This is a genomic window from Kitasatospora sp. NPDC059327, from assembly GCF_042752535.1.
In the GTDB taxonomy this organism is placed as follows: domain Bacteria; phylum Actinomycetota; class Actinomycetes; order Streptomycetales; family Streptomycetaceae; genus Kitasatospora.
Window position 1 is genome coordinate 79,617 of record NZ_JBHYYB010000010.1, and the last position, 19,387, is coordinate 99,003.

At 69.4% G+C, this 19,387-nt stretch carries 9 protein-coding genes and 1 pseudogene; 7 read left to right on the plus strand and 3 right to left on the minus strand.

Annotated features, from left to right (window positions below; all coding sequences use genetic code 11):
- The first annotated feature begins 262 nt into the window (after positions 1–262).
- Positions 263–994: a FadR/GntR family transcriptional regulator gene (locus tag ACFXHB_RS09350; RefSeq protein ID WP_380573268.1), complete on the plus strand. Its 732-nt coding sequence runs from the start codon at positions 263–265 to the stop codon at positions 992–994.
- A 777-nt stretch (positions 995–1,771) separates the two neighbouring features.
- On the opposite strand, the gene tatA (ACFXHB_RS09355) is transcribed toward ACFXHB_RS09350, so the two are convergent.
- On the minus strand, positions 1,772–2,020 hold the full coding sequence (tatA, locus tag ACFXHB_RS09355; RefSeq protein ID WP_380573270.1) for a Sec-independent protein translocase subunit TatA: 249 nt from the start codon (positions 2,018–2,020) through the stop codon (positions 1,772–1,774).
- Between the two features lie 1,400 nt (positions 2,021–3,420).
- On the opposite strand from tatA (ACFXHB_RS09355), the gene ACFXHB_RS09360 reads away from it, so the two are divergent.
- From ACFXHB_RS09360 to ACFXHB_RS09380, 5 genes are all read left to right on the plus strand, one after another.
- A complete protein-coding gene (locus ACFXHB_RS09360) occupies positions 3,421–5,478 on the plus strand; it encodes an alpha-L-fucosidase (RefSeq protein WP_380573271.1) in 2,058 nt (685 codons plus the stop codon).
- Between the two features lie 470 nt (positions 5,479–5,948).
- A complete protein-coding gene (locus tag ACFXHB_RS09365; protein WP_380573272.1) occupies positions 5,949–6,131 on the plus strand; it encodes a hypothetical protein in 183 nt (60 codons plus the stop codon).
- A 495-nt stretch (positions 6,132–6,626) separates the two neighbouring features.
- Positions 6,627–8,249 carry a discoidin domain-containing protein gene (locus ACFXHB_RS09370; RefSeq protein WP_380573274.1) on the plus strand — a complete coding sequence of 541 codons (1,623 nt, stop codon included), beginning with the start codon at positions 6,627–6,629 and terminating at the stop codon, positions 8,247–8,249.
- 514 nt (positions 8,250–8,763) lie between these two features.
- Positions 8,764–10,779, plus strand: coding sequence for an alpha-L-fucosidase (locus ACFXHB_RS09375; RefSeq protein WP_380573275.1), 2,016 nt, complete (start codon positions 8,764–8,766; stop codon positions 10,777–10,779).
- A 460-nt stretch (positions 10,780–11,239) separates the two neighbouring features.
- A complete protein-coding gene (locus ACFXHB_RS09380) occupies positions 11,240–12,814 on the plus strand; it encodes a discoidin domain-containing protein (protein ID WP_380573276.1) in 1,575 nt (524 codons plus the stop codon).
- Positions 12,815–14,220: 1,406 nt separating this feature from the next.
- On the opposite strand, the gene ACFXHB_RS09385 is transcribed toward ACFXHB_RS09380, so the two are convergent.
- Positions 14,221–15,486, minus strand: a complete 1,266-nt coding sequence (locus ACFXHB_RS09385; RefSeq protein WP_380573277.1) for a hypothetical protein — start codon at positions 15,484–15,486, stop codon at positions 14,221–14,223.
- Positions 15,487–16,683: 1,197 nt separating this feature from the next.
- On the opposite strand from ACFXHB_RS09385, the pseudogene ACFXHB_RS09390 reads away from it, so the two are divergent.
- A pseudogene (locus ACFXHB_RS09390) lies at positions 16,684–17,757 on the plus strand (transposase).
- A gap of 105 nt (positions 17,758–17,862) precedes the next feature.
- On the opposite strand, the gene tatA (ACFXHB_RS09395) reads toward ACFXHB_RS09390, so the two are convergent.
- A complete protein-coding gene (gene tatA / locus ACFXHB_RS09395) occupies positions 17,863–18,186 on the minus strand; it encodes a Sec-independent protein translocase subunit TatA (protein ID WP_380573278.1) in 324 nt (107 codons plus the stop codon).
- Positions 18,187–19,387 lie beyond the last annotated feature (1,201 nt).

The window sequence follows — 19,387 nt, forward strand, 5'->3', positions numbered from 1 at the left end:
GCAACCCCACCGTTCCCGGGGGGGGGGGGGCCCCCGGCGGGCCCCCCCCCCACCTCGCCGTCCCGCAGCACTCGAAAGGAACGCGATGGGCCCGTGCGGGCCGGCGCGAGGGTGTGGGGAGACATCCCATCTCGGCATGCCGGCCGGCGCTCAGGCCTGGGGAATTTGATCCTCGTCTCGGCAGTTGGTCCCCCCTTACCGTCGGATCCAAGGGATGTTTGGATGGGGACCGCACGGGGTCACAGCGAAGAGTGGAGGGTCCATGGCGCGCGTCGACGATGCGGTGGCCAAGATCCGTGAACTGGTGCGCACCGGAGAGTTGCGGCCGGGCCAGAGGCTGCCGCCCGAGCAGGAACTCGCCGCGCAACTGGGCATGTCCCGCAATTCACTGCGCGAGGCCGTCAAGGTCCTGGAAGCCGCCCGCGTGGTGGTCGTCAGACAGGGGGACGGCACCTACGTCACCAGCCTGTCACCGCGCATCCTGTTCGAGGGAATCGGCGTCGGCGTCGAACTGCTCCAGGGACAGCACCTGCTGGAGGTCCTGGAGGTGCGGCGGATGCTCGAACCCGCGGCCACCGCCGCGGCCGCCCTGCGCCTGACGGAACCCGGGCTGGCCACCGTGCGTGCCCACCTGGAGGCCATGGCCGAGACGGCCGACGAAGCCGAGGCGATGGTCGCCCACGACATGGCGTTCCACCGGAGCATCGTCGCGGCGGCCGGCAACGAGTTCCTCGTGTCCATCCTGGACGGCATCGCGCAAAGCACCCTGCGCGTGAGGGTCTGGCGCGGACTCCTGCACAGCAGCGCCGCGGAGCGCACCCTCACCGAACACCGGGCGATCGTCGCTGCCCTGGAACAACGGGACCCGCTGGTCGCCCACGCCGCCGCCACCATGCACATCGCGACCTCGGTGAAATGGCTCATGCAGAGCGTGCCCTCCCTCAACGGCCACGCCCCTCTCGACGAATCCCCGCACCCGGAGGCCGCCGCCTGATCGCCGCGGCCCTCCTCGCGGCACACCACCCGCCGACAACCCATCCCTGGTACGTCGCGGACGCTCTCACCCCCCTGCGGGCTCGGGCCGCGCACTGGAGGGTCCGACAGGCCGTGGAGCCGTCCCCGCCGGTCCGGCCGATGCCGGCGGCAGCAGCCTCGGACGGCGGGTCCGGTCTCCGCTTCGGCTCGGGGCGCTGAGGTTCTCTCCCCGACGACGGATAGCGCTTCGGCTGTGGGGGTCTGGGTGACGGCGTGGGATGTAGGGCTCGGTGGAGCGGTTGGCGACGGCGAAGACAGGCTTGCTCTGGGGGCCAGGCCATGACGCGCTGGTCGGGGTCGAAGTCACAGCGGCTGGCCCGGATCCGGGGTGATGGCCGACGTTGAGGTCGTGCGGGGTGCCAGAAGCCGAGGCCGTATCCCTCGGACTCGGCCTTGATGACGGGCTTGAGGGCGCGCGGCCGCCTCCAGTTGGTGGAGTTCTGGAAGGTCATTCAGCTCATGATCGACTGGGTGGTACTGATGCATCGCCAGTCGGCCAGCACGCCACCGAGGCACTCGAACTCGTTGGTGAAGGCGGGCTTTCGGAGAAGAGGGCGGTCCGGTCGTTGCAGCGGCCGGCGAAGTGCTCGCAGTCGCGGTGGTAGAGGTCGAGGGTGAGGCGGCAGGAGTACGGGGACGCCGCTGACCAGGCCGGGAATGCCGTTGATGAGACTCCGTCTCGACCGCTTGTTCGGGGGTCCGTGCCTGGGCGCGGACCCCCGAACAGCGGCCCGGATCAGTCGGGTTGGGGGGCAGGCCCCGCCGGGAGGCGGCCGGGGACAGTCTCACCGACGGAGTGGGCCATGGTGGCAGAGGGGGCCTCGGTTGGGGTGTCGTCGTGGAGCGCCCTGGTCTCGGCCTTGAGGATGCGAAGCGATTTGCCGAGCCCGCGGGCCGCTTCGGGCAGCTTCTTCGATCCGAAGAGCAGCATGATGACGGCGACCACGACGAGAAGGTGCCAGGGTTCCAGGGCGTTGCGGAGCATGGAGCTGTCCGTCCTTGTTGTCGGCAGGGCCGCGGGGCGATCCCGTGGGCACCACCGGAGCCGTGCGGGTCGGCGGCCTCCCGAGCCGGGGCCAGCGTCGGCGGAAGCATGCGGAGTACGCGCTCCTCGGCAGATGCCTGCGAGTCCGTGACGGTGGAATTGGGCCGCCGGGCCGACGGTTCAGTGCTGGGGGAGGGGTGGGAGTGGCTTCACCGAACTCGGGCCGGCGGCGACGGGTACACGCGTTTCCCGGAGGCCGTCGGAAGCCCGGTGAGGCACGCTGCGGACCTTGCCATAGCGGACCATCAAGCGACCCGCCTGTCATGCCGAAGCGATCGGGCTGGCATCAAGCGCTGAGTCCGACACCCTTTCCAGGGCGACTATCAGCCATCCGGCGGGCTCAGTCAAGCCCCTTCGGCGCGAGGCTTCCTGGTTCGCATCCGGCCTGCCCACGGGCGGGTGGCCGGCGCTGTCATTCACAAGGGACATCCCATGTCTCTTGGCGCCGGCATCCTTCACCTGTCGGTTCAGCTAGGAGTGTGCCAGGAAATTTTGCCAGACCTATAGACAAGGCAGGCCTGATTGCTGTTAATACATCCAATGTCTGGTGTGGCAGTTGGGGCGCTGGCAGTGGTTGGGCCGTTCACACGCGTGCCTCCTGTACTGGTGTGCGGCTGATGGCGAGATCGTTGACGTTGGAGGGGTGCCTTGCAGGAGCGTGAGCGTTGTGCCCTGTGGTCGGCGATCGGGTGGGACCCGCGTCGTCGGAGTCGAGTTCCGGTAGGAGGGTTCTGGTCGGCGTGGCGATCGCGGTGCTGCGGTCGGTGGCGGCGTCGGAGGGCGGGGAGGGTGCTCGCCACCGTCGGCTACGGTGCTTTCGGGACCGGTTGGGGCTGGTTCGTGGCCGACGGCGTCGACTGGCCCGGGGCGTCGCGGTTCGGGCGAACGTCGGTGGCCCGTGCTCCCCCCCGTTACCGTCTTCGTGGTCCCGCAATGGGGTACCAGCCTTCGGGTCGTTGGGCGCGGTGTTGTCGCGATGAGCCGCAGCACGGCCGGGGAGACCTCGATGACGGAGCGTCACTCTGCCTGCGGTCTTCTCGATCACGGTGCGCTTGCCCTGCCCCGCTGGGGACCGCCGCTTGGCCTCGCGGCCGTGGACGGCGATGACACCGGTCGGCAGCTCGGACGCTCAGCTGATGCGGTGGTCGCTGAGGCGCCCGGCCCCCTCCGTCGTCGTCGGCGCCCGGACCGCGCGGCGCCAGACCGAGTCACACCAGGTCACGCGATGCCGCGTCGTGTCACGTCGCGGTCAATCAAGGGCGCGGGCTTCCAGGTCATTCCTGGGGGCCGGGTGTCCTCCTCCTTGAACCGATCATCATCGGCGTTTCGAAGGGAACGACATGTCTTCCTCTCCTTATGAGATCAGCAGGCGGGGCCTGTTGGGCGCGGCCGGCGCGGCCACGGCGTTCGGCCTGTTGCGGTTCGCCCCCGAGGCTTCCGCGACCGAGGGGCCCCAGGGCTACACCGCGACCTGGTCCTCCGTGAACCAGCACCCGGCGGTCCCCGAGTGGTTCCAGGACGGCAAGTTCGGGATCTACTCCCACTGGGGCGTCTTCAGTGTTCCCGCGTTCTACGACGAGTGGTACCCGAGGACCATGTACAACTCCAAGCAGGTGGCCAAGCCAGAGCGCCCCGTCACCCCTTGGCAGCACCACGTCGCCACGTACGGCGACCCCTCGGTGTGGCCGTACCACAACTTCATCGACGGTGCCCGCGACAAGGCCGGCAACTTCGTGCAGTTCGCCCCGAAGCTGGCCTCTCAGGGCGGCGAGTGGGACCCGGAGGCCTGGGCGCGGCTGTACAAGGCGGCAGGGGCGAAGTTCGCCGGTATGGTGGCCGAGCACCACGACGGCTACTCCATGTGGCCCAGCCGGTGCAACCCGTGGAACTCGGTCGATCGCGGCCCCAAGCTCGACATCGTGGGACTGCAGGCGAAGGCCATCCGAGGCCAGGGGCTGAAGTTGGTGACGTCGCTGCACCACGCCTTCCACCTCAGAACGGATAACCGGTTCTTCGCATTCGCGCCCAGGCAGTCGGATCCGACGCTGCGGATCCTCTACGGACAGCTGAGCGCGGCCGAGCGGCACCAGCTCTGGTCCGACAAGCTGATCGAGGTCATCGACGGCTGCCAGCCGGACATGATCTGGCAGGACTTCGGCGTGGGCGACATCCCGGAGTCCGAGCGTCTGCGGTTCCTCGCGCACTACTTCAACATGGCCGTCGCGGGGAACAAGGACGTCGTCGCGACCTACAAGGGAACGGACCTCAGCGGCGGAAGTTCGGTCTACGACTTCGAGCGCGGCGGTCCGGCAGGGCTGCTCAGCCCCTTCTGGCTGACCGACGACAGCGTCTCCTCCTCCAGTTGGTGCTACACGGAGGGCATCGGCTACTACCCCACGCGGGCCATGCTGCACTCACTGATCGACAGGGTCAGCAAGGGGGGTGCCTTGCTTCTGAACATCGCCCCGAAGGCCGACGGTTCCATCCCCTCCGAACAGCAGTCCATCCTGCTCGGCATGGGGGACTGGCTCCGCCGCTTCGGCGAGGCCCTCTACGCCACCCGTGCCTGGACCTGTTACGGCGAGGGCCCCACCCAGATGGGCAACGGCACGTTCACCCCCCCGAAGGCCGGCACGGCGCGGGACGTCCGGTTCGCCCGCAGCAAGGACAACCGGGTGCTGTACGCCACCGCACTGGGCTGGCAGGGCGCCACCATGACCATCGGGACGCTGAACTCCAACCGGATCAACCTCGGCAACCTCACCCGCGCGCAACTGTTGGACAACACCACGGGCACCTACATCGACCTGCCCGCACCGACCCAGGACGGTGCCGGCCTTCACCTGACCATGCCCACGTCCAACCCGCCCTTCGACGCCCTGGCGTACTCGGTCAAGCTCACCTTCTCCGGCCAGATCCCCACCCTCGACGCGCCGGCCGGCCCGGTCGCGTGGGTGAAGATCACCCACCCGACCACCGGACTGGTGCTCGACAGCGGGGGCCCGGTCGCCGCTATGTCCAAGCTCAAGCAGTGGAAGTACGACGGGAGCGCCTACCTGCACAACCTGCAGTGGCAGCTGACACCGGTGGGCGACGGCTACTACCGCATCACGAATCGCAAAAACGGCATGGCCATCGACAGCAGGCCCGTCCCACCCCAGATTCCGCCGGTCCCCGCCCCGGCCACGCCCGTCGTCACCCAGGCCCCGTGGGACGGCAGCCACGAGCAGCAGTGGATGTTCAACAACATCCGTGACAACCACTACGAGATCATCAACCGCGCCAACGGCATGGCCATCGACGGCAACGGCAAGACCGTGGAGGGCTCCGACGTGCTGATGCGGCCACCGGCCGCCGCCATCAGCGACAAGAGAGACTGGATCATCACCGGAATCTGACCGCCGGGGCGGTACCTGTGAGCCGGCGTCAGGGACGCTCATGGTCGACTTCCCACGGCCACCTTGCTCATGTCGGAAAGCGCCATGCTCGGGTCGGTCGTGACCGCCGGTCAGGTGGCGGCTGCGCGGACGCCGAGAGCGGGAATCCCCAGGATGGACACGCCTTCCGGGTGCCCTCCGGACGTCTCGCCCTCACGTCTGTCGGACGCCTGGGCACCTCGCTCGTGGCCGTGCTCGCCCTGCTGGCGGGTTCCGCAGCCCTGGCCCCCTGCCTGTCGGCGGCGGCGCGACCGCCCAGCCGGCGCCGGATCCCGCGCAGGCCCCGTACGACCTCACCAAGGACGCACCGGTGCTGATCGTGCTCGGCCAGAGCAACGCGGAAGGGCGGGTGGCACTTGACCCGGGACACCGTCGATGCGGGGCAGTGCAGGGCCTTCGGCCACGTCAAGGGGAACCAGACGAACAATCGGGTGACCGTCGCGGAGAGCGCCACCTGGTCGCCGTACACCTGCGTCGGCAACAACCTCGGCCAGGAGTACGCAGGGGGCCGCAACGACGACGTCGCGTCGGCGACCGCGCTGCGCTGGGAGCGCGCCGTCACGGCAGGCGGGGCTCGCCCCGTACGAGGTGTTTCAGACGGTCGGGCGTGGTGAGCGGTCGCATCCGCGGTGAGCGGTGAGCGGTGCGCCGAACGGTCGAGCGGCCGCCGAACCGTGCCGTTCGTCGTGCACTGTCCCCTCCGGCGATCCGGTTGGTCAGTTCTCTTGACGATGGCACAGGGGCCGGGATTTCATCTGCTCCATCGCGTTCGGACGGTTGGTTCCGAGCGCTCTCCCGTCGGAGGCGTCCGGGCATCGAGGCCGCGCCAAAACGTAGTTGACACTCATTCATGCAGCAGGCGAAGCCGCCCCCGTAGGGCCTCTCCGTGTCAGCGCGGGGAGACCCTGACCGGTCGGCGTCTCGACTGGACCACGGAACCCGTGCGGCTGTGACAGACGGCCGTGCGTGGAGATGCCAGGGGCACGCCGTCCGGCCCGTTCCATCGGAACGCGTCGGCCGGCGGTCCTACTGCGGCCGCCCTCCCCGCCATGGCGAGGGCGGCGCCCGATCATCAAGCAACCTCTCACGAGCACCACGAGGTGACCACCATGCGCAGAGCTCACCACTCCACCCCGGCCCCCCGCACACTTGCCGCCGCTACCGGTCCGGCCGACCCCGGCCACGCCGATGCCCCGAACGCCCCGTCGCCGTCCACGAGGAGGCGCTTCGCCTCCGTTCTCGGTCGGCTCGGGGTGACGCTCACGGCCGCACTCACCGTCGCGGCGACGTCCGCCGCCCTGGCTCCCGCCCTGGCTGCCGGTGCGACGGCCCCCACCACTGAGGACCCCACCCGTGCTCCGTACGACCTCGCGGTCGACGCCCCCGTGCTCATCGTGCTCGGACAGAGCAACGCCGTCGGCTGGACGACGAAGGTGACCAACTCTGCGGACAAGGCCCAGTGCGAGGCCTTCGCTCACGTCAAAAGCCTGAACCGGTTGGAGAACCGCGTGGTCGGTGCCCTCGGCGCGACGTGGAAGCCCTACACCTGTGTGGGCTCCAACCTGGGTCAGGACCGCTACGCCGCCTACGGCGAACCCGACATCTACAGTACCTACAACACCGCGACACTGAGCGCGCTGCGCTGGGAGCGGGCCATCAAGGCCGGCACCAACCTTCCCGACCTCCACGTGATCCACGTGGCCTGGGGCGCCCAGGGAATCCAGGAAGCCGCCGGTCCGAACAGAAATCGCTGGTGGCCCGACCGCGACTTGGCCGACATCGAGAGCCTGCACCAGCTGACGCTCAACACGATCTCCAACGGACTGCGGGCTCTGCGGGAAGCCGGCAAGCGGCCTCGGATCATAGGAATGCACTGGAACCAGTGGGAGACCGAGACCCAGACTGCTTCGACGATCAGCGCCGACCAGGTCCAGCGGGCTTTCCTCGGCGTCCTGGGACCCTTGCAGACCATCTCGGGCGGTACGTCGTTCCCCGTCTTCCTCTACCGCCCGCGTACGGCCAGCACCCATATCCGTACGCAGTACGTCACCGACGCGCTGACCGGGCTCGCCGCCCGGCCCGCGCCCAACCCCTACCGGCTGCTCGACGCGGCGCAGGCTGTTTCCGCGACCGGCACGCCTCTCTACGACCCCGCGATCCCGAAGAACCTCGGGATATACAACGACGGTATCCACTACACCCGGGCCGTGCAGGAGTGGTTCGCCGACCAGCAGTGGAAGACCGTCTTCACTGACAAGCAGTTCGGCGCGCCGGTGCAGGCCACCGAGAACGCGGCGCTGGGCAGGCCCGCCACGCAGTCCTCCACCAACTGGGCGGGACGGGAGGAGGCCGGGAACGCGGTGGACGGCAACACCGGCGGCGTCTACTGGGAAGCGACCCCCAGCTACACCAAGTACGAGGCGCAGCCGTGGTGGCAGGTCGACCTCGGCGCGAAGCGGACGATCCGGTCGGTGGAGCTGTTCAACCGCACGGACCGCCTCTTCGAGCGTCTCACCGACTTCGACGTCATCGTGTCGGACACCGATCTCACCGGTCGCGGCTGGGCGGACATCCAGGCCGACCCGACGGTGAGGAAGATCCGGATCAAGGGCACCGCACCGACGAAGCTGACCGTCGCAGTGGGCGCCGACGGACGCTACGTCAGAGTCCAGCTCGCCGGCACCAACCACCTCACCCTGCCCGAGGTCCAGGTCAACGTCCCCATCGGCTGACCCCCGAACGGGACGCCACCGCGGGGACGTCCGGCAACGCCGCACCCCCCGCGGCAACACCCCCTGACGGCGATCAGGCACGGGTGGGGGAGACCTCGACGGACGGATCGCCGCTGCATCTGTTCGGGCCCGTGGTCGTCTCGACCACGTCGGGGCTGCCGTACTCCGCCGCGGACCGCCTCCAGGCCTTGTGGCCGCGGGCCGTGGGAGGTGCGGTTCGGCGGTCGCGATCGTCGGTGTCGCCTGCGCGGGTGCGAGGGCGTGTCCGATGCGTCGCGGGCGGTCGACACCCCGGTGCGGCCGTGGACCGTGACAACATCGCTCGGCGGGGCGGACTCTCCAGGGATCCGATGGCCGCCGCCGGCAACAGGCCCCTCCGTTGTCAGTATCGCCTGGACCGCGCCACGCCACACCGTGTCGCGGTGAACCAAGGGCGCGGGCTCCCAGGCCACTTCTGGGCGCCGGGTGTCCTCCTCCTTGAACCGATCATCATCGGCGTTTCGAAGGGAACGACATGTCTTCCTCTCCCTATGAGATCAGCAGGCGGCGCCTGCTGGGCGCGGCCGGCGCGGCCACGGCGTTCGGCCTGTTGCGGTTCGCCCCGCAGGCTTCCGCCACCGAGGGGCCCCAGAGCTACACCGCGACCTGGTCGTCCGTGAACCAGCACCCGGCGGCCCCCGAGTGGTTCCAGGACGGCAAGTTCGGGATCTATTCCCACTGGGGCGCCTTCAGCGTTCCCGCGTTCAACAACGAGTGGTACCCGAGGGAGATGTACGAGGCCGCCACGAAGGCGAACCTGCACCATCTCGCCACGTACGGCGACCCGTCGGCGTGGCCGTACCACAACTTCATCGACGGTGCCCGCGACAAGGCCGGCAACTTCAAGCAGTTCGCCCCCAGCCTGGCCTCTCAGGGCGGCCAGTGGGACCCGGACGCCTGGGCGCGGCTGTTCAAGGAGGCGGGCGCGAAGTTCGCAGGTCCGGTGGCCGAGCACCACGACGGCTACTCCATGTGGAACAGCAGCTGTAACCCGTGGAACTCGGTCCGGCGCGGCCCCAAGCTCGACATCGTGGGACTGCAGGCGAAGGCCATCCGAGGCCAGGGGCTGAAGTTGGTGACGTCGCTGCACCACGCCTTCCACAGCAGAAAGAAGCCAGACAGGTTCTTCCAGAACGTGCCTGCCCAGTCGGATCCGGCGCTGCGGATCCTCTACGGACAGCTGAGCGAGGCCGAGATGGCCAAGCTCTGGTACGACAAGCTGGCCGAGGTCATCGACGGCTACCAGCCGGACATGATCTATCAGGACTTCGGCGTGGACGACATCGCGGAGTCCGAGCGTCTGCGCTTCCTCGCGCACTACTTCAACAAGGCCGTCGCGCAGAACAAGGACGTGGCCACGACCCACAAGAAGGAGGAGCTCAGCATCGAGAGCTCGGTCCTCGATTTCGAGCGCGGCGGTCCGAAGGGGCTGCTCAGCCCCTTCTGGCTGACCGACGACAGCGTCTCCTCCACCAGCTGGTGCTACACGGAGGGCATCGGCTACTACCCCGCGCCGGCCATCCTGCACGGACTGATCGACAAGGCCAGCAAGGGGGGTGCCACGCTCCTGAACGTCGCCCCGAAGGCCGACGGTTCCATCCCCTCCGAACAGCAAGCCATCCTGCGCGGCATGGGGGACTGGCTCCGCCGCTTCGGCGAGGCCTTCTACGCCACCCGTGCCTGGACCTGCTACGGCGAGGGCCCCACCGTGATGGCCGGCACCCCGAAGGCCGGCACGGCGCGGGACATCCGGTTCACCCGCACCAAGGACAACCGGGTGCTGTACGCCACCGCGCTGGGGTGGCAGGGCGCCGTCATGACCATCGGGACGCTGAACTCCAACCGGATCAACCTCGGCAACCTCACCCGCGCGCAACTGTTGGACAACACCGCGGGCACCTACATCGACCTGCCCGCGCCGACCCAGGACGGTGGCGGTCTGCACCTGGCCATGCCCTCCTCCCAGCCGCCGTTCGACGCCCTGGCGTACTCGGTCAAGCTCACCTTCTCCGGCCAGATCCCCACCCTCGACGCGCCGGCCGGCCCGGTCGCGTGGGTGAAGATCACCCACCCGACCACCGGACTGGTGCTCGACAGCGGGGGCCCGGTCGCCGCGAAGTCCAAGCTCAAGCAGTGGAAGTATAACGGGAGCACCAATCTGCAGTGGCAGCTGACACCGGTGGGCGACGGCTACTACCGCATCACGAACCGCACCAACGGCATGGCTATCGACAGCAGGCCCGTCCCACCCCAGATTCCGCCGGTCCCCGCCCCGGCCACGCCCGTCGTCACCCAGGCCCCGTGGGACGGCAGCCACGCTCAGCAGTGGATGTTCAACAACATCCGTGACAACCACTACGAGATCATCAACCGCGCCAACGGCATGGCCATCGACGGCAACGGCAACACCGTGATCGGCTCCGACGTGCTGATGCGGCCACCGGCCGCCACCATCAGCAACAAGAGAGACTGGATCATCACCGGCATCTGACCGTCAGCGCGAGTACCGGCACCGCCCCGTGTGCCACGCGGGGCGGTGCCGGTGAGCCGGCGTCAATGACGCTCATGGTCGACATCCCACGGCCACTTTGCTCATGTCGGAAAGCGCCGTGCGCGGGTCGGGTCGCAGCCGACGCTGGTGCGGGGAGTGACCCGGGCTCCCGGTCGGTGCCTCGATCGGGCCCCGGCATCCGCGCGGCCGTGACCGACGGTCAGGTGGCGCCCGGCCCCAGGCGGGCCGGCAGGCAACGCGCTGTTCCTCACCCCGCACACCCGGTCGTCAGCACGCGGACAAACGTGGCGACGACCAGATGTGCGGGGTCGTCCTCCCGCCATCCCGCGGACGTGTCCGTCCACCCGCGGCGACGAGCCACTCTCACCCACCACGTCCCATGCCGGGCACAACGGCCCGACCACCACCCTGTAGGACTCGCGGTAAGGAGCATCCACCCATGTCCAGGAGAACTCCCGTCCAGTCCCCGGCCGAGAGCCGGAACCCTCAGCACGGACACGCCTTCCGGGCGTCCTCCGGACGTCCCGCCCTCACGTCCGTCCACCGCCTGGGCACCTCGCTCGTGGCCGCGCTCGCCCTGCTGGCGGGTTCCGCCGCCCTGGCCCCCACCCTGTCGGCGGCGGCGCCCCCCGCCCAGCCCGCGCCGGATCCCGCGCAGGCCCCGTACGACCTCACCACGGACGCGCCGGTGCTGATCGTGCTCGGCCAGAGCAACGCGGAAGGGTGGACGGCACCGATCCAGGACACCGCCGACGTGGCGCAGTGCAGGGCCTTCGGCCACGTCAAAGGGCTGCGCCGGACGAACAATCGGGTGACCGGAGCGGAGAGCGCCACCTGGTCGCCGTACACCTGCGTCGGTAACAACCTCGGCCAGGAGTACGCAGGGGGCCGCAACTACAACGTCGCGTCGGCGACCGCGCTGCGCTGGGAGCGCGCCGTCACGGCAGGCGCGGCCCTGCCCGACCTCCACGTGATCCACGTGGCCTGGGGTGCCCAGGGCATCCAGGAAACCGACGGGACGAACAACCGGTGGTGGCCGGACCGCGACCCGACCGACATCGAGAGCCTGTTCCCGTTGGCGGTGAACACGATCACCAACGGTCTGAGGGCGCTGCGGGAGGCCGGCAAGCAGCCGCGCGTCATCGGCATCCACTGGAACCAGTGGGAGGCCGAGGCGGGGGCCAGGTCGACGATCAGCGCCGACCACATCCAGCAGGCGTTCCTGAAGGTCCTGGAGCCGCTGAGAACGATCACCGGCGCAGCCACGGCCCCGGTCTTCCTCTACCGTCCGCGCACGAGTCACTACGACGCAATGTCCAAGGCGCACATCACGGAGGCGCTGACCGGGCTCGCCGCCCGGCCCGCGCCCAACCCCTACCGGCTGCTCGACGCGGCGGAGGCCACTTCCGCGACGGGTGTGCCCCTCTACGATCCCGCGATCCCCAAGTACTTCGGGATATACAAGGACGGTATCCACTACACCCGGGCCGTGCACGAATGGTTCGCCGACCAGCAGTGGAAGACCGTCTTCACCGACAAGCGGTTCGGCGCGCCGGTGCAGGCCACCGAGAACGCGGCGCTGGGCAGGCCCGCCACCCAGTCCTCCACCAACTGGGCGGGACGGGAGGAGGCCGGGAACGCGGTGGACGGCAACACCGGCGGCGTCTACTGGGAAGCGACCCCCAGCTACACCAAGTACGAGGCGCAGCCGTGGTGGCAGGTCGACCTCGGCGCGAAGCGGACGATCCGGTCGGTGGAGCTGTTCAACCGCACGGACCGCCTCTTCGAGCGTCTCACCGACTTCGACGTCATCGTGTCGGACACCGACCTCACCGGCCGCGGCTGGGCGGACATCCAGGCCGACCCGACGGTGAGGAAGATCCGGATCAAGGGCACCGCACCGACGAAGCTGACCGTCGCCGTGGGCGCCGACGGACGCTACGTCAGAGTCCAGCTCGCCGGCACCAACCACCTCACCCTGCCCGAGGTCCAGGTCAACGTCCCCATCGGCTGACCCCCGAACGGGACACCGCCGCGGGGGGAGGTCCGGCTACGCCGCACCCCCCCCGCGGCACCACCCCCTGACGGCGATCACGCCCGGGACACCGTGGCAGGACTGCCACCGGCTGTCAGTGGGCGTCTTGGTAACTCTGGTGCTGTATGCGGCTCTTGCGACTGCCCCAGTTCGCCGTGTTTGCCAGTAGATCTGCGTTGTCCCCGGGCGTCCAGTGAGGACCGCTGCCCGGCCCATCCGCTTCTGCGACTCAAAGTCCGTCTGCTTTGCGGACGTTATGGTATCGCCCGACCAGCAGCGGAACTACGTCCTCCGGCTCATTGATGCTGACGCTGTGTCATGACCGCTGAACGGCTCCTGGCCGGTCACACGGCCCAGGCATCCAGGCCCGCCACGGATGCCCCCTGTTTCGCCCCGGGGTGAAACAGGGGGCATCTCCGGTGCCGTCGGCGCCGCGGCTGGACCGGAGCCGGGCATCCTGCCCGTTCGCCGGGCCGCCGAGGTCGGCGTCGAGACGCCCACTCCATCGCCCCGGGGCGAAACGCCGCCGCCGGTGGACGGCCTCCAAGGTGCTGAAGAGGCCCTTCCGGCGTCTGTTCCGCCCCGGGGTGAAACGGGGCGCCCGCCGCCACGGGCCCTGCGGCGGCGCTTGTTGTGCCCCGGGGAGAAGGCCCCGGCCCGACGGGCAGGGGAGAGAGGCTGCGTGACCTTGTTGGCCGGCGCCTGGCCCAGCAGGACCCGCACCGCCCCGCGTCGGCCCCCGCGCCCACGGTCCCGACCCCGCCTCCCGGGACGCTGACGGTGCCGCGCGACCCTACGTTGCGGGGCCTGCCCGACCTGGACGTGTACCTCGCCCTCGACCCCGGCGTGTACGGCGACCACTGGGCACCGGCCGGCTGGACCGTCAACCCCCACCCCTGCCTCGTCCTGGGCGAGGGCCACCAGGCCGAGTGGGTCCCGCGCGGCCTGCCCGGCCTCGCTCGACCCAGTGGACAGCGGTGGCAGGCGGCTACTTCATCGGCGACCCCCTCATCCCCAACGGCCTCCTACACGACACCCCGTCCAGGCCGCTCGCACCGTCCAGCTCGCCCACCTCCACAACCTGTGACAGGGCCGCCCCGGGCACCGTGACGGGGCGGGCCGGAGCCGCCGCCCGGCATCCGAACCGCCCGCTCGCCCGGCCGTCGGAGGTCCCGGTGACTGTTCCCAGGAACCGGGTCCTCGGCTGTTGCCGTGTGGCGCGTTGGGCGCCGCCCGGTGCCCGACGCCTACCGACGAGCGGAAGGAAGGGGAAGCCCCGCCCACCGTCCGCATCCGGCCACCGTGCCGACCGGGCGGTGGGTTGTGTGGTGGAGAGAGGGCGGAGAGGCGCGGCTCGGCGTGGCCGGCGTGGCCGGAGCGGTCGGTCAGCTCGCGGCGTCGAGGAACCGTTTCCACCCGGCGGCCGGTGCCTGGCCGACTTCGAGGGTGCGCAGCTTGCGCAGGGTCGACTCTTCCTGTGCGTCGAGCCAGTCGACCAGTTGGCGGAAGGAGACCAGCCTGACATCGGGTTTGTGGGCGATGGCTTTGATGGTCTGTTCGACGGCGTCCATGTAGATGCCGCCGTTCCAGGACTGGAAGTGGTTCCCGATGAACAGTGGCGCCCGGTTTCCCTCGTAGGCTCGTTTGAAGCCGGCCAGGTAGCAGTCGCGGGCCTGGCTGCGCCATGCGTCGTACTTGGCTGGGTCGCCCTTGGGGTTGGCGTTGGATTGGTTGGCCATGATGTTGTAGTCCATCGACAGGGTTTCGAAGCCGTGTCCGGGAAAGGGCAGCAGTTGTAGGGGGAGGTCCCAGATCTTGCCGTTCAGGATCTTCTGGGGCCAGAGTTGACGCTGACCGGGTGAGCTGGCGTCGTAGCGCCAACCCAATTTGACGGCGGTGGGAAGCAGGGCCTTCTGGCCTTCCAGTCCGGGGGTACGGCCTCCGATGAGTTCCTTGCGGTAGTCGAAGGGGAGTGGTGGAAGATCGGTGAAGCCGGTGTTGGTCCTCCAGTTCATGACGAATGCCATCACCTGCTCGATCTCCGCTTCCCACTCGGCGGAGGTCCATTTTCCGACGCCGTTGCCGTCCGACCTGCCCCCGAGGAAGTGGCCGTTGAAGTGGGTGCCGATCTCGTGGCCGTCACGCCAGGCGGCCCCTAGCAACTCCAGGGTGTCGTGGATGTGTTGGTCGGTGAGGTAGCCGATGTCGGATTCGCCGACGCGGTGCTGCGGTGGGTGGTACAGCGTCTTCTTGGACTCGGGCAGCAGGTAGATCCCGCTGAGAAAGAAGGTCATCGAGGCCTTGTGTTCTCGACCGACCTTGAGGAAGCGGGCGAACTGCCCACCGTCCGCGGTGGCGCCCGCGCCGTCCCAGGAGAACACCACGAACTGCGGCGGGCTCTCGCCGGCCTTGAGTCGTTCGGCCCTCGGCTGGCTGGGCTGGGGGCCGGTGTCCGCGGTGGACCCGTCGCCGATCAGGTTCCTGTCGGATGTCGGCCGGCTGTCCTTGCTCGGCGCGGGCGTCGGCTCGTGGGTCGCGGCGTTCGGCGTGGCCGGTCCGCTTCCTCTGGTGGGCGGGGAACAGGCCGTCGGCGCTGCGAGCGCGGCGCTGACGGCACCGCTCAGGATGGTGCGTCTGGATATACCGGTCATGGGTCTTCCTGGCTTGTTGGGTCCGGTCCATCGGAGGATGCCGGGAGTCGGTGCCTGCTGGGCGGGAAGGAGCGTTGTGGCGGGCCTGCCCTGAATCTCCGTTCCTCTGAACGAACGGTGTCTCGTGGACGGCAAGCCGGAGTGCTCGCCGCCGACCGGCGTTCGCCGGAGGAACGGCCTCTCGCGGCAGCCTGGGATTCCGTACGAGCGGGCGCTGTGGTCCGGGTTGTCGACCGCGGAGTCGGTGTTCCGAGGAGGAGAGGAGCCCGGTACAGGCCAGCGGTCAGGTAGGAGCCCCCTGAGAGCGTGAGCGTGGCGGCCCTTTATGACGAGGTGTCATGAGTGCGACGAAATTGCCCCCCTTGCGGCCGCAAGACACAACTGACAGAGCGACAGAAGGCTGTCCTTGGCCCGCCGTGTTATGGAACTGAGACCCTGGGTTCCTCCGGGCTTTCCCACTGAACGGGTGGAGAGCGGGCTCGCCCCGCTCGGTCCCCTTGGCGTTCTGGCTGTCGAGCACCCCCGCACTCGGCATCGGATCACGCCCCTGATCAGCACGCTCCCGTGCACGCAAAGCTGCGAGGATGCCTTCCCACCGTGCTTCGATCCGCCACACCCTCCGGTAGTGATAGACCGTCTGCCAGGGCGGAAGATCATGCGGAAGCAACCGCCAAATGACAACTCGTCTGTCCTGACAGGGACTTCTCAGGAAACCCTCCAACTCCTCCACGACCTCACCGAGTTGGTCGGCGAGCCGGCGCGTGCGGCGCCGGTCGCGCTCCGCGGGGCCGGGACAGGACAGAGCCGGTTACCGTACAGACCCCGGCCTGGGTGTGACAGGCTTTCTTGTCTCCCTCTCCCGGCCGAACCGGCGCCGTGTCCGGCCCATGGTCATCGCAACCCGGTCGCACGACCTCGACGGGCTGACAGATTGGTGGCTGCCCTCCCGGTTACAGCTCATGACAACCTCAGGACCGCGGCTGTGCACCGTTTGCAGCGGGGCTGGCCGGCCGACAGGTTCGGCCGGTTCGGGGTGTCCTGAGCGACGCCCCGAACCCCCTGTATGAAGCGGTCCGCACCGTGCACGGCGACGGGCGGGAGTGTCATGAATTCGGCGCTGTTCCGTAGTCGGTGGTGACGGTGTGTGTCCGGCTGCGGTCATGAGGTGTGGATGAGCCCAACTCTCCTGTGAATGTGATGTCTTCCGGGTTGTCGGCGTGGTCGTCGAGGATGTGGTGGATGGCGGGGAGGTGCTCCGGGCGACGGCCCGGACCCGGGATGTCCCGGGGGCGTGCCCGCTGTGCGGGGTGCCGACCGCGAAGGTGCACGGGTGCCACTGGCGGACGTGCCGTTGGACGGCCGCCGGGTGAGGGTGCGGCGGCTGGTGTGCCCGGTATCGGGCTGTCGACGGCAGACCTTCCGCGAACAGATTCCGGGGCTGCTGGAACGCCTCCGGCGCCGGACCGCACGCCTGGCCGGCCAGCTCGCCGCAGTGGTCGAGGAGTTATGCGGCCGGGGCAGCGCCCGGCTCGCCCGGCTCCTGGCCGCGCCCGTCTCCTATGCCACGGCCCTTCGCCTGTTGCGGCGCACGGCCGTGCCGGCGGTGTCCGTGCCCCGGGTGATAGGGGTCGACGACTTCGCCCTGCGCCGTCGGCACCGCTAATCCCGGAGCCGTCGGCCGAACGCATCGCCCCCCGCTACCGGCCCACCCTGGTGGACCCCTACCGCGAGCATCTGCGCCCCCGACGCGCAGCCGAGCCCGCCGTGGCCGTCACCCAACTGTTCCGCGAGATCAGAGCCCAGGGCTATACCGGCAGCCACACCCTCCTGGTCTGTTACCTCGCTCAAGGACGGGCCGAAGGCACCCGGCCGACGACGACCCCGCGCCACGCGACCCGGATCCTGCTCACCCGTCCCGAGCACCTGTGGACCAAGGACACAGCCCTGCTCACGACCCTCACCGCTGCCTGCCTCGAAACCGAGGAACTCGCAATACTCATCAGTGAGTTCGCGCAGCTACTGATCCCGGCCGACGGCAACGACACTCGGCTCAGCAGGTGGATCACCGCCGTCCGTGCCGCCGACCTGCCTCACCTGCACAGCTTCTGCAACGGCCTGGAACTCGACCGCGCCGCCGTCGACGCCGGACTCACCGTGCCCCACCACAACGGCCGCACCGAGGGCGTCAACACCCACGCCAAGAAGATCATGCGCCAGATACACGGCCGAGCGGGCTTCGATCTCCTCCGCCACCGCATCCTCCTGCAGTGACGATTGCGCACCGTCACCACCGACTACGGAACAGAGCCGGAATCCTGATAGTCCCCCGGCGCTACAAGCCGGCTCTTCGTGGGCGGCACGTGTTCCCGTCGCCTTTCATGAGGCCCCGTCTGGACCGGTGTGCCGGGGTCCGTCCCCGGGCGCGGACGCGGGCGCGGACGCTTTCAGCGGTCCGGATCGGTCGGGTTGGGCGGGTCCTGCGGGGAGGCGGCCGGGGGCGGTCTCCCCGGCGGGGTGGGCCGTGGTGGTGGGGGTCTCGGTCGGGGCGTCGTCGTGGAGCGCCCTGGTCTCGGCCTTGAGGATGCGAAGCGACTTGCCGAGCCCGCGGGCCGCTTCGGGCAGCTTCTTCGATCCGAAGAGCAGCATGATGACGGCGACCACGACGAGAAGATGCCAGGGTTCCAGGGCGTTGCGGAACATGGGAGTGCCTTCCTTGCTTGTCGACAGGGCCGCGGGGCGATCCCGTGGTCACAACCGGTGGAGCGGGGCGGCCGCGTCGGGCCGGGGCCGGTAGCGGCGGAAGTACGCGGACCACGCTCCCCGGCGCAGACCCGCGAGTTCGGCATGGTGGAGTTGGGCCGCCGGGTCGACGGCTCAGTGGGTGGGGCGGGGTGGGAGCGGCCACCGGCTCGGGCGGGCGGGGATGGGTCCGTGCAGTGCCCGGAGACCGTCGCGAGGCCGGGCGCAGGACACCACAGGCGCCCCGTGGCGGACCATCAAGCGACCCGCCGCGTCATGCCGAAGCGATCGGGCGGCAGCGCCAAGCGCTGAGTCCAACGGGGTTTCCAGGGTGACTATCAGCCATCCGTCGGGCGCGGTCAAGCCCCTTCGGCGCGGGGTTGGCGGGTTCGCACGCGGTGGTTCGCGCCCGGCGTGCCGGGCGGCGTGTGGCGGGTGTCGCCATTGGGCCCGGGGCCGTGGTGGTCGGCGACGGGTGCGTAGGTGGGGGCCGGGACCCGAAAGCGCGTGGTCGGACGCCGGTAGGCGCAACTTCCGGGTGGTCGAGGTGGGGAACCGGGACGAGCGGTCGCCCTGAGGACGGGGCAAGCGCTCACGCCCGACCGCCTGGCGGGCACGCCGTCCCGTCAGCGGTCAGACCTCCCGGCCGACCAGCGGGGACACGGTCCGACCTGAACTCGACATGGTTCGGGCGCAGAGGGGCTCGCCTGTCGACGGCCGCGGACCGGAGTCTCCCCAGGGCCCGATGGACCTTCCTGGACATCCCATGTCTATGGCATCGGGAGTCTCACCTGGCGGATTGCCTGGGAATGGGGCAGGAGATTTTGCCAAGTCTATAGACAAGGCGGGATCGATCCCTGTTAATACATCCAATGTCTGGTGCGGCGGTTGGGCCGCCCTCCGCGGTTGGGCTCTCCTGGGAGTCCCCCCGTATCCGTGTGCGGTTCATGGCGAGATCGTCGACGTTGGAGGGGTGCCTTGCTGGAGCGTGAGCGTTGTGCCCCGTGGTCGGCGATCGGACGGGACCCGCGTTGTTGGAGTCCGCTTCTCGTGGGAGGGTCGCCGGCGTGGCGATCGCGTCGCCGCTGTCGGTGGTGTCATCGGACTGTGTGGAGGGTGCTCGCCGCCACCGGCCACGGTGCCTTTGGGATCGTGGTGACCG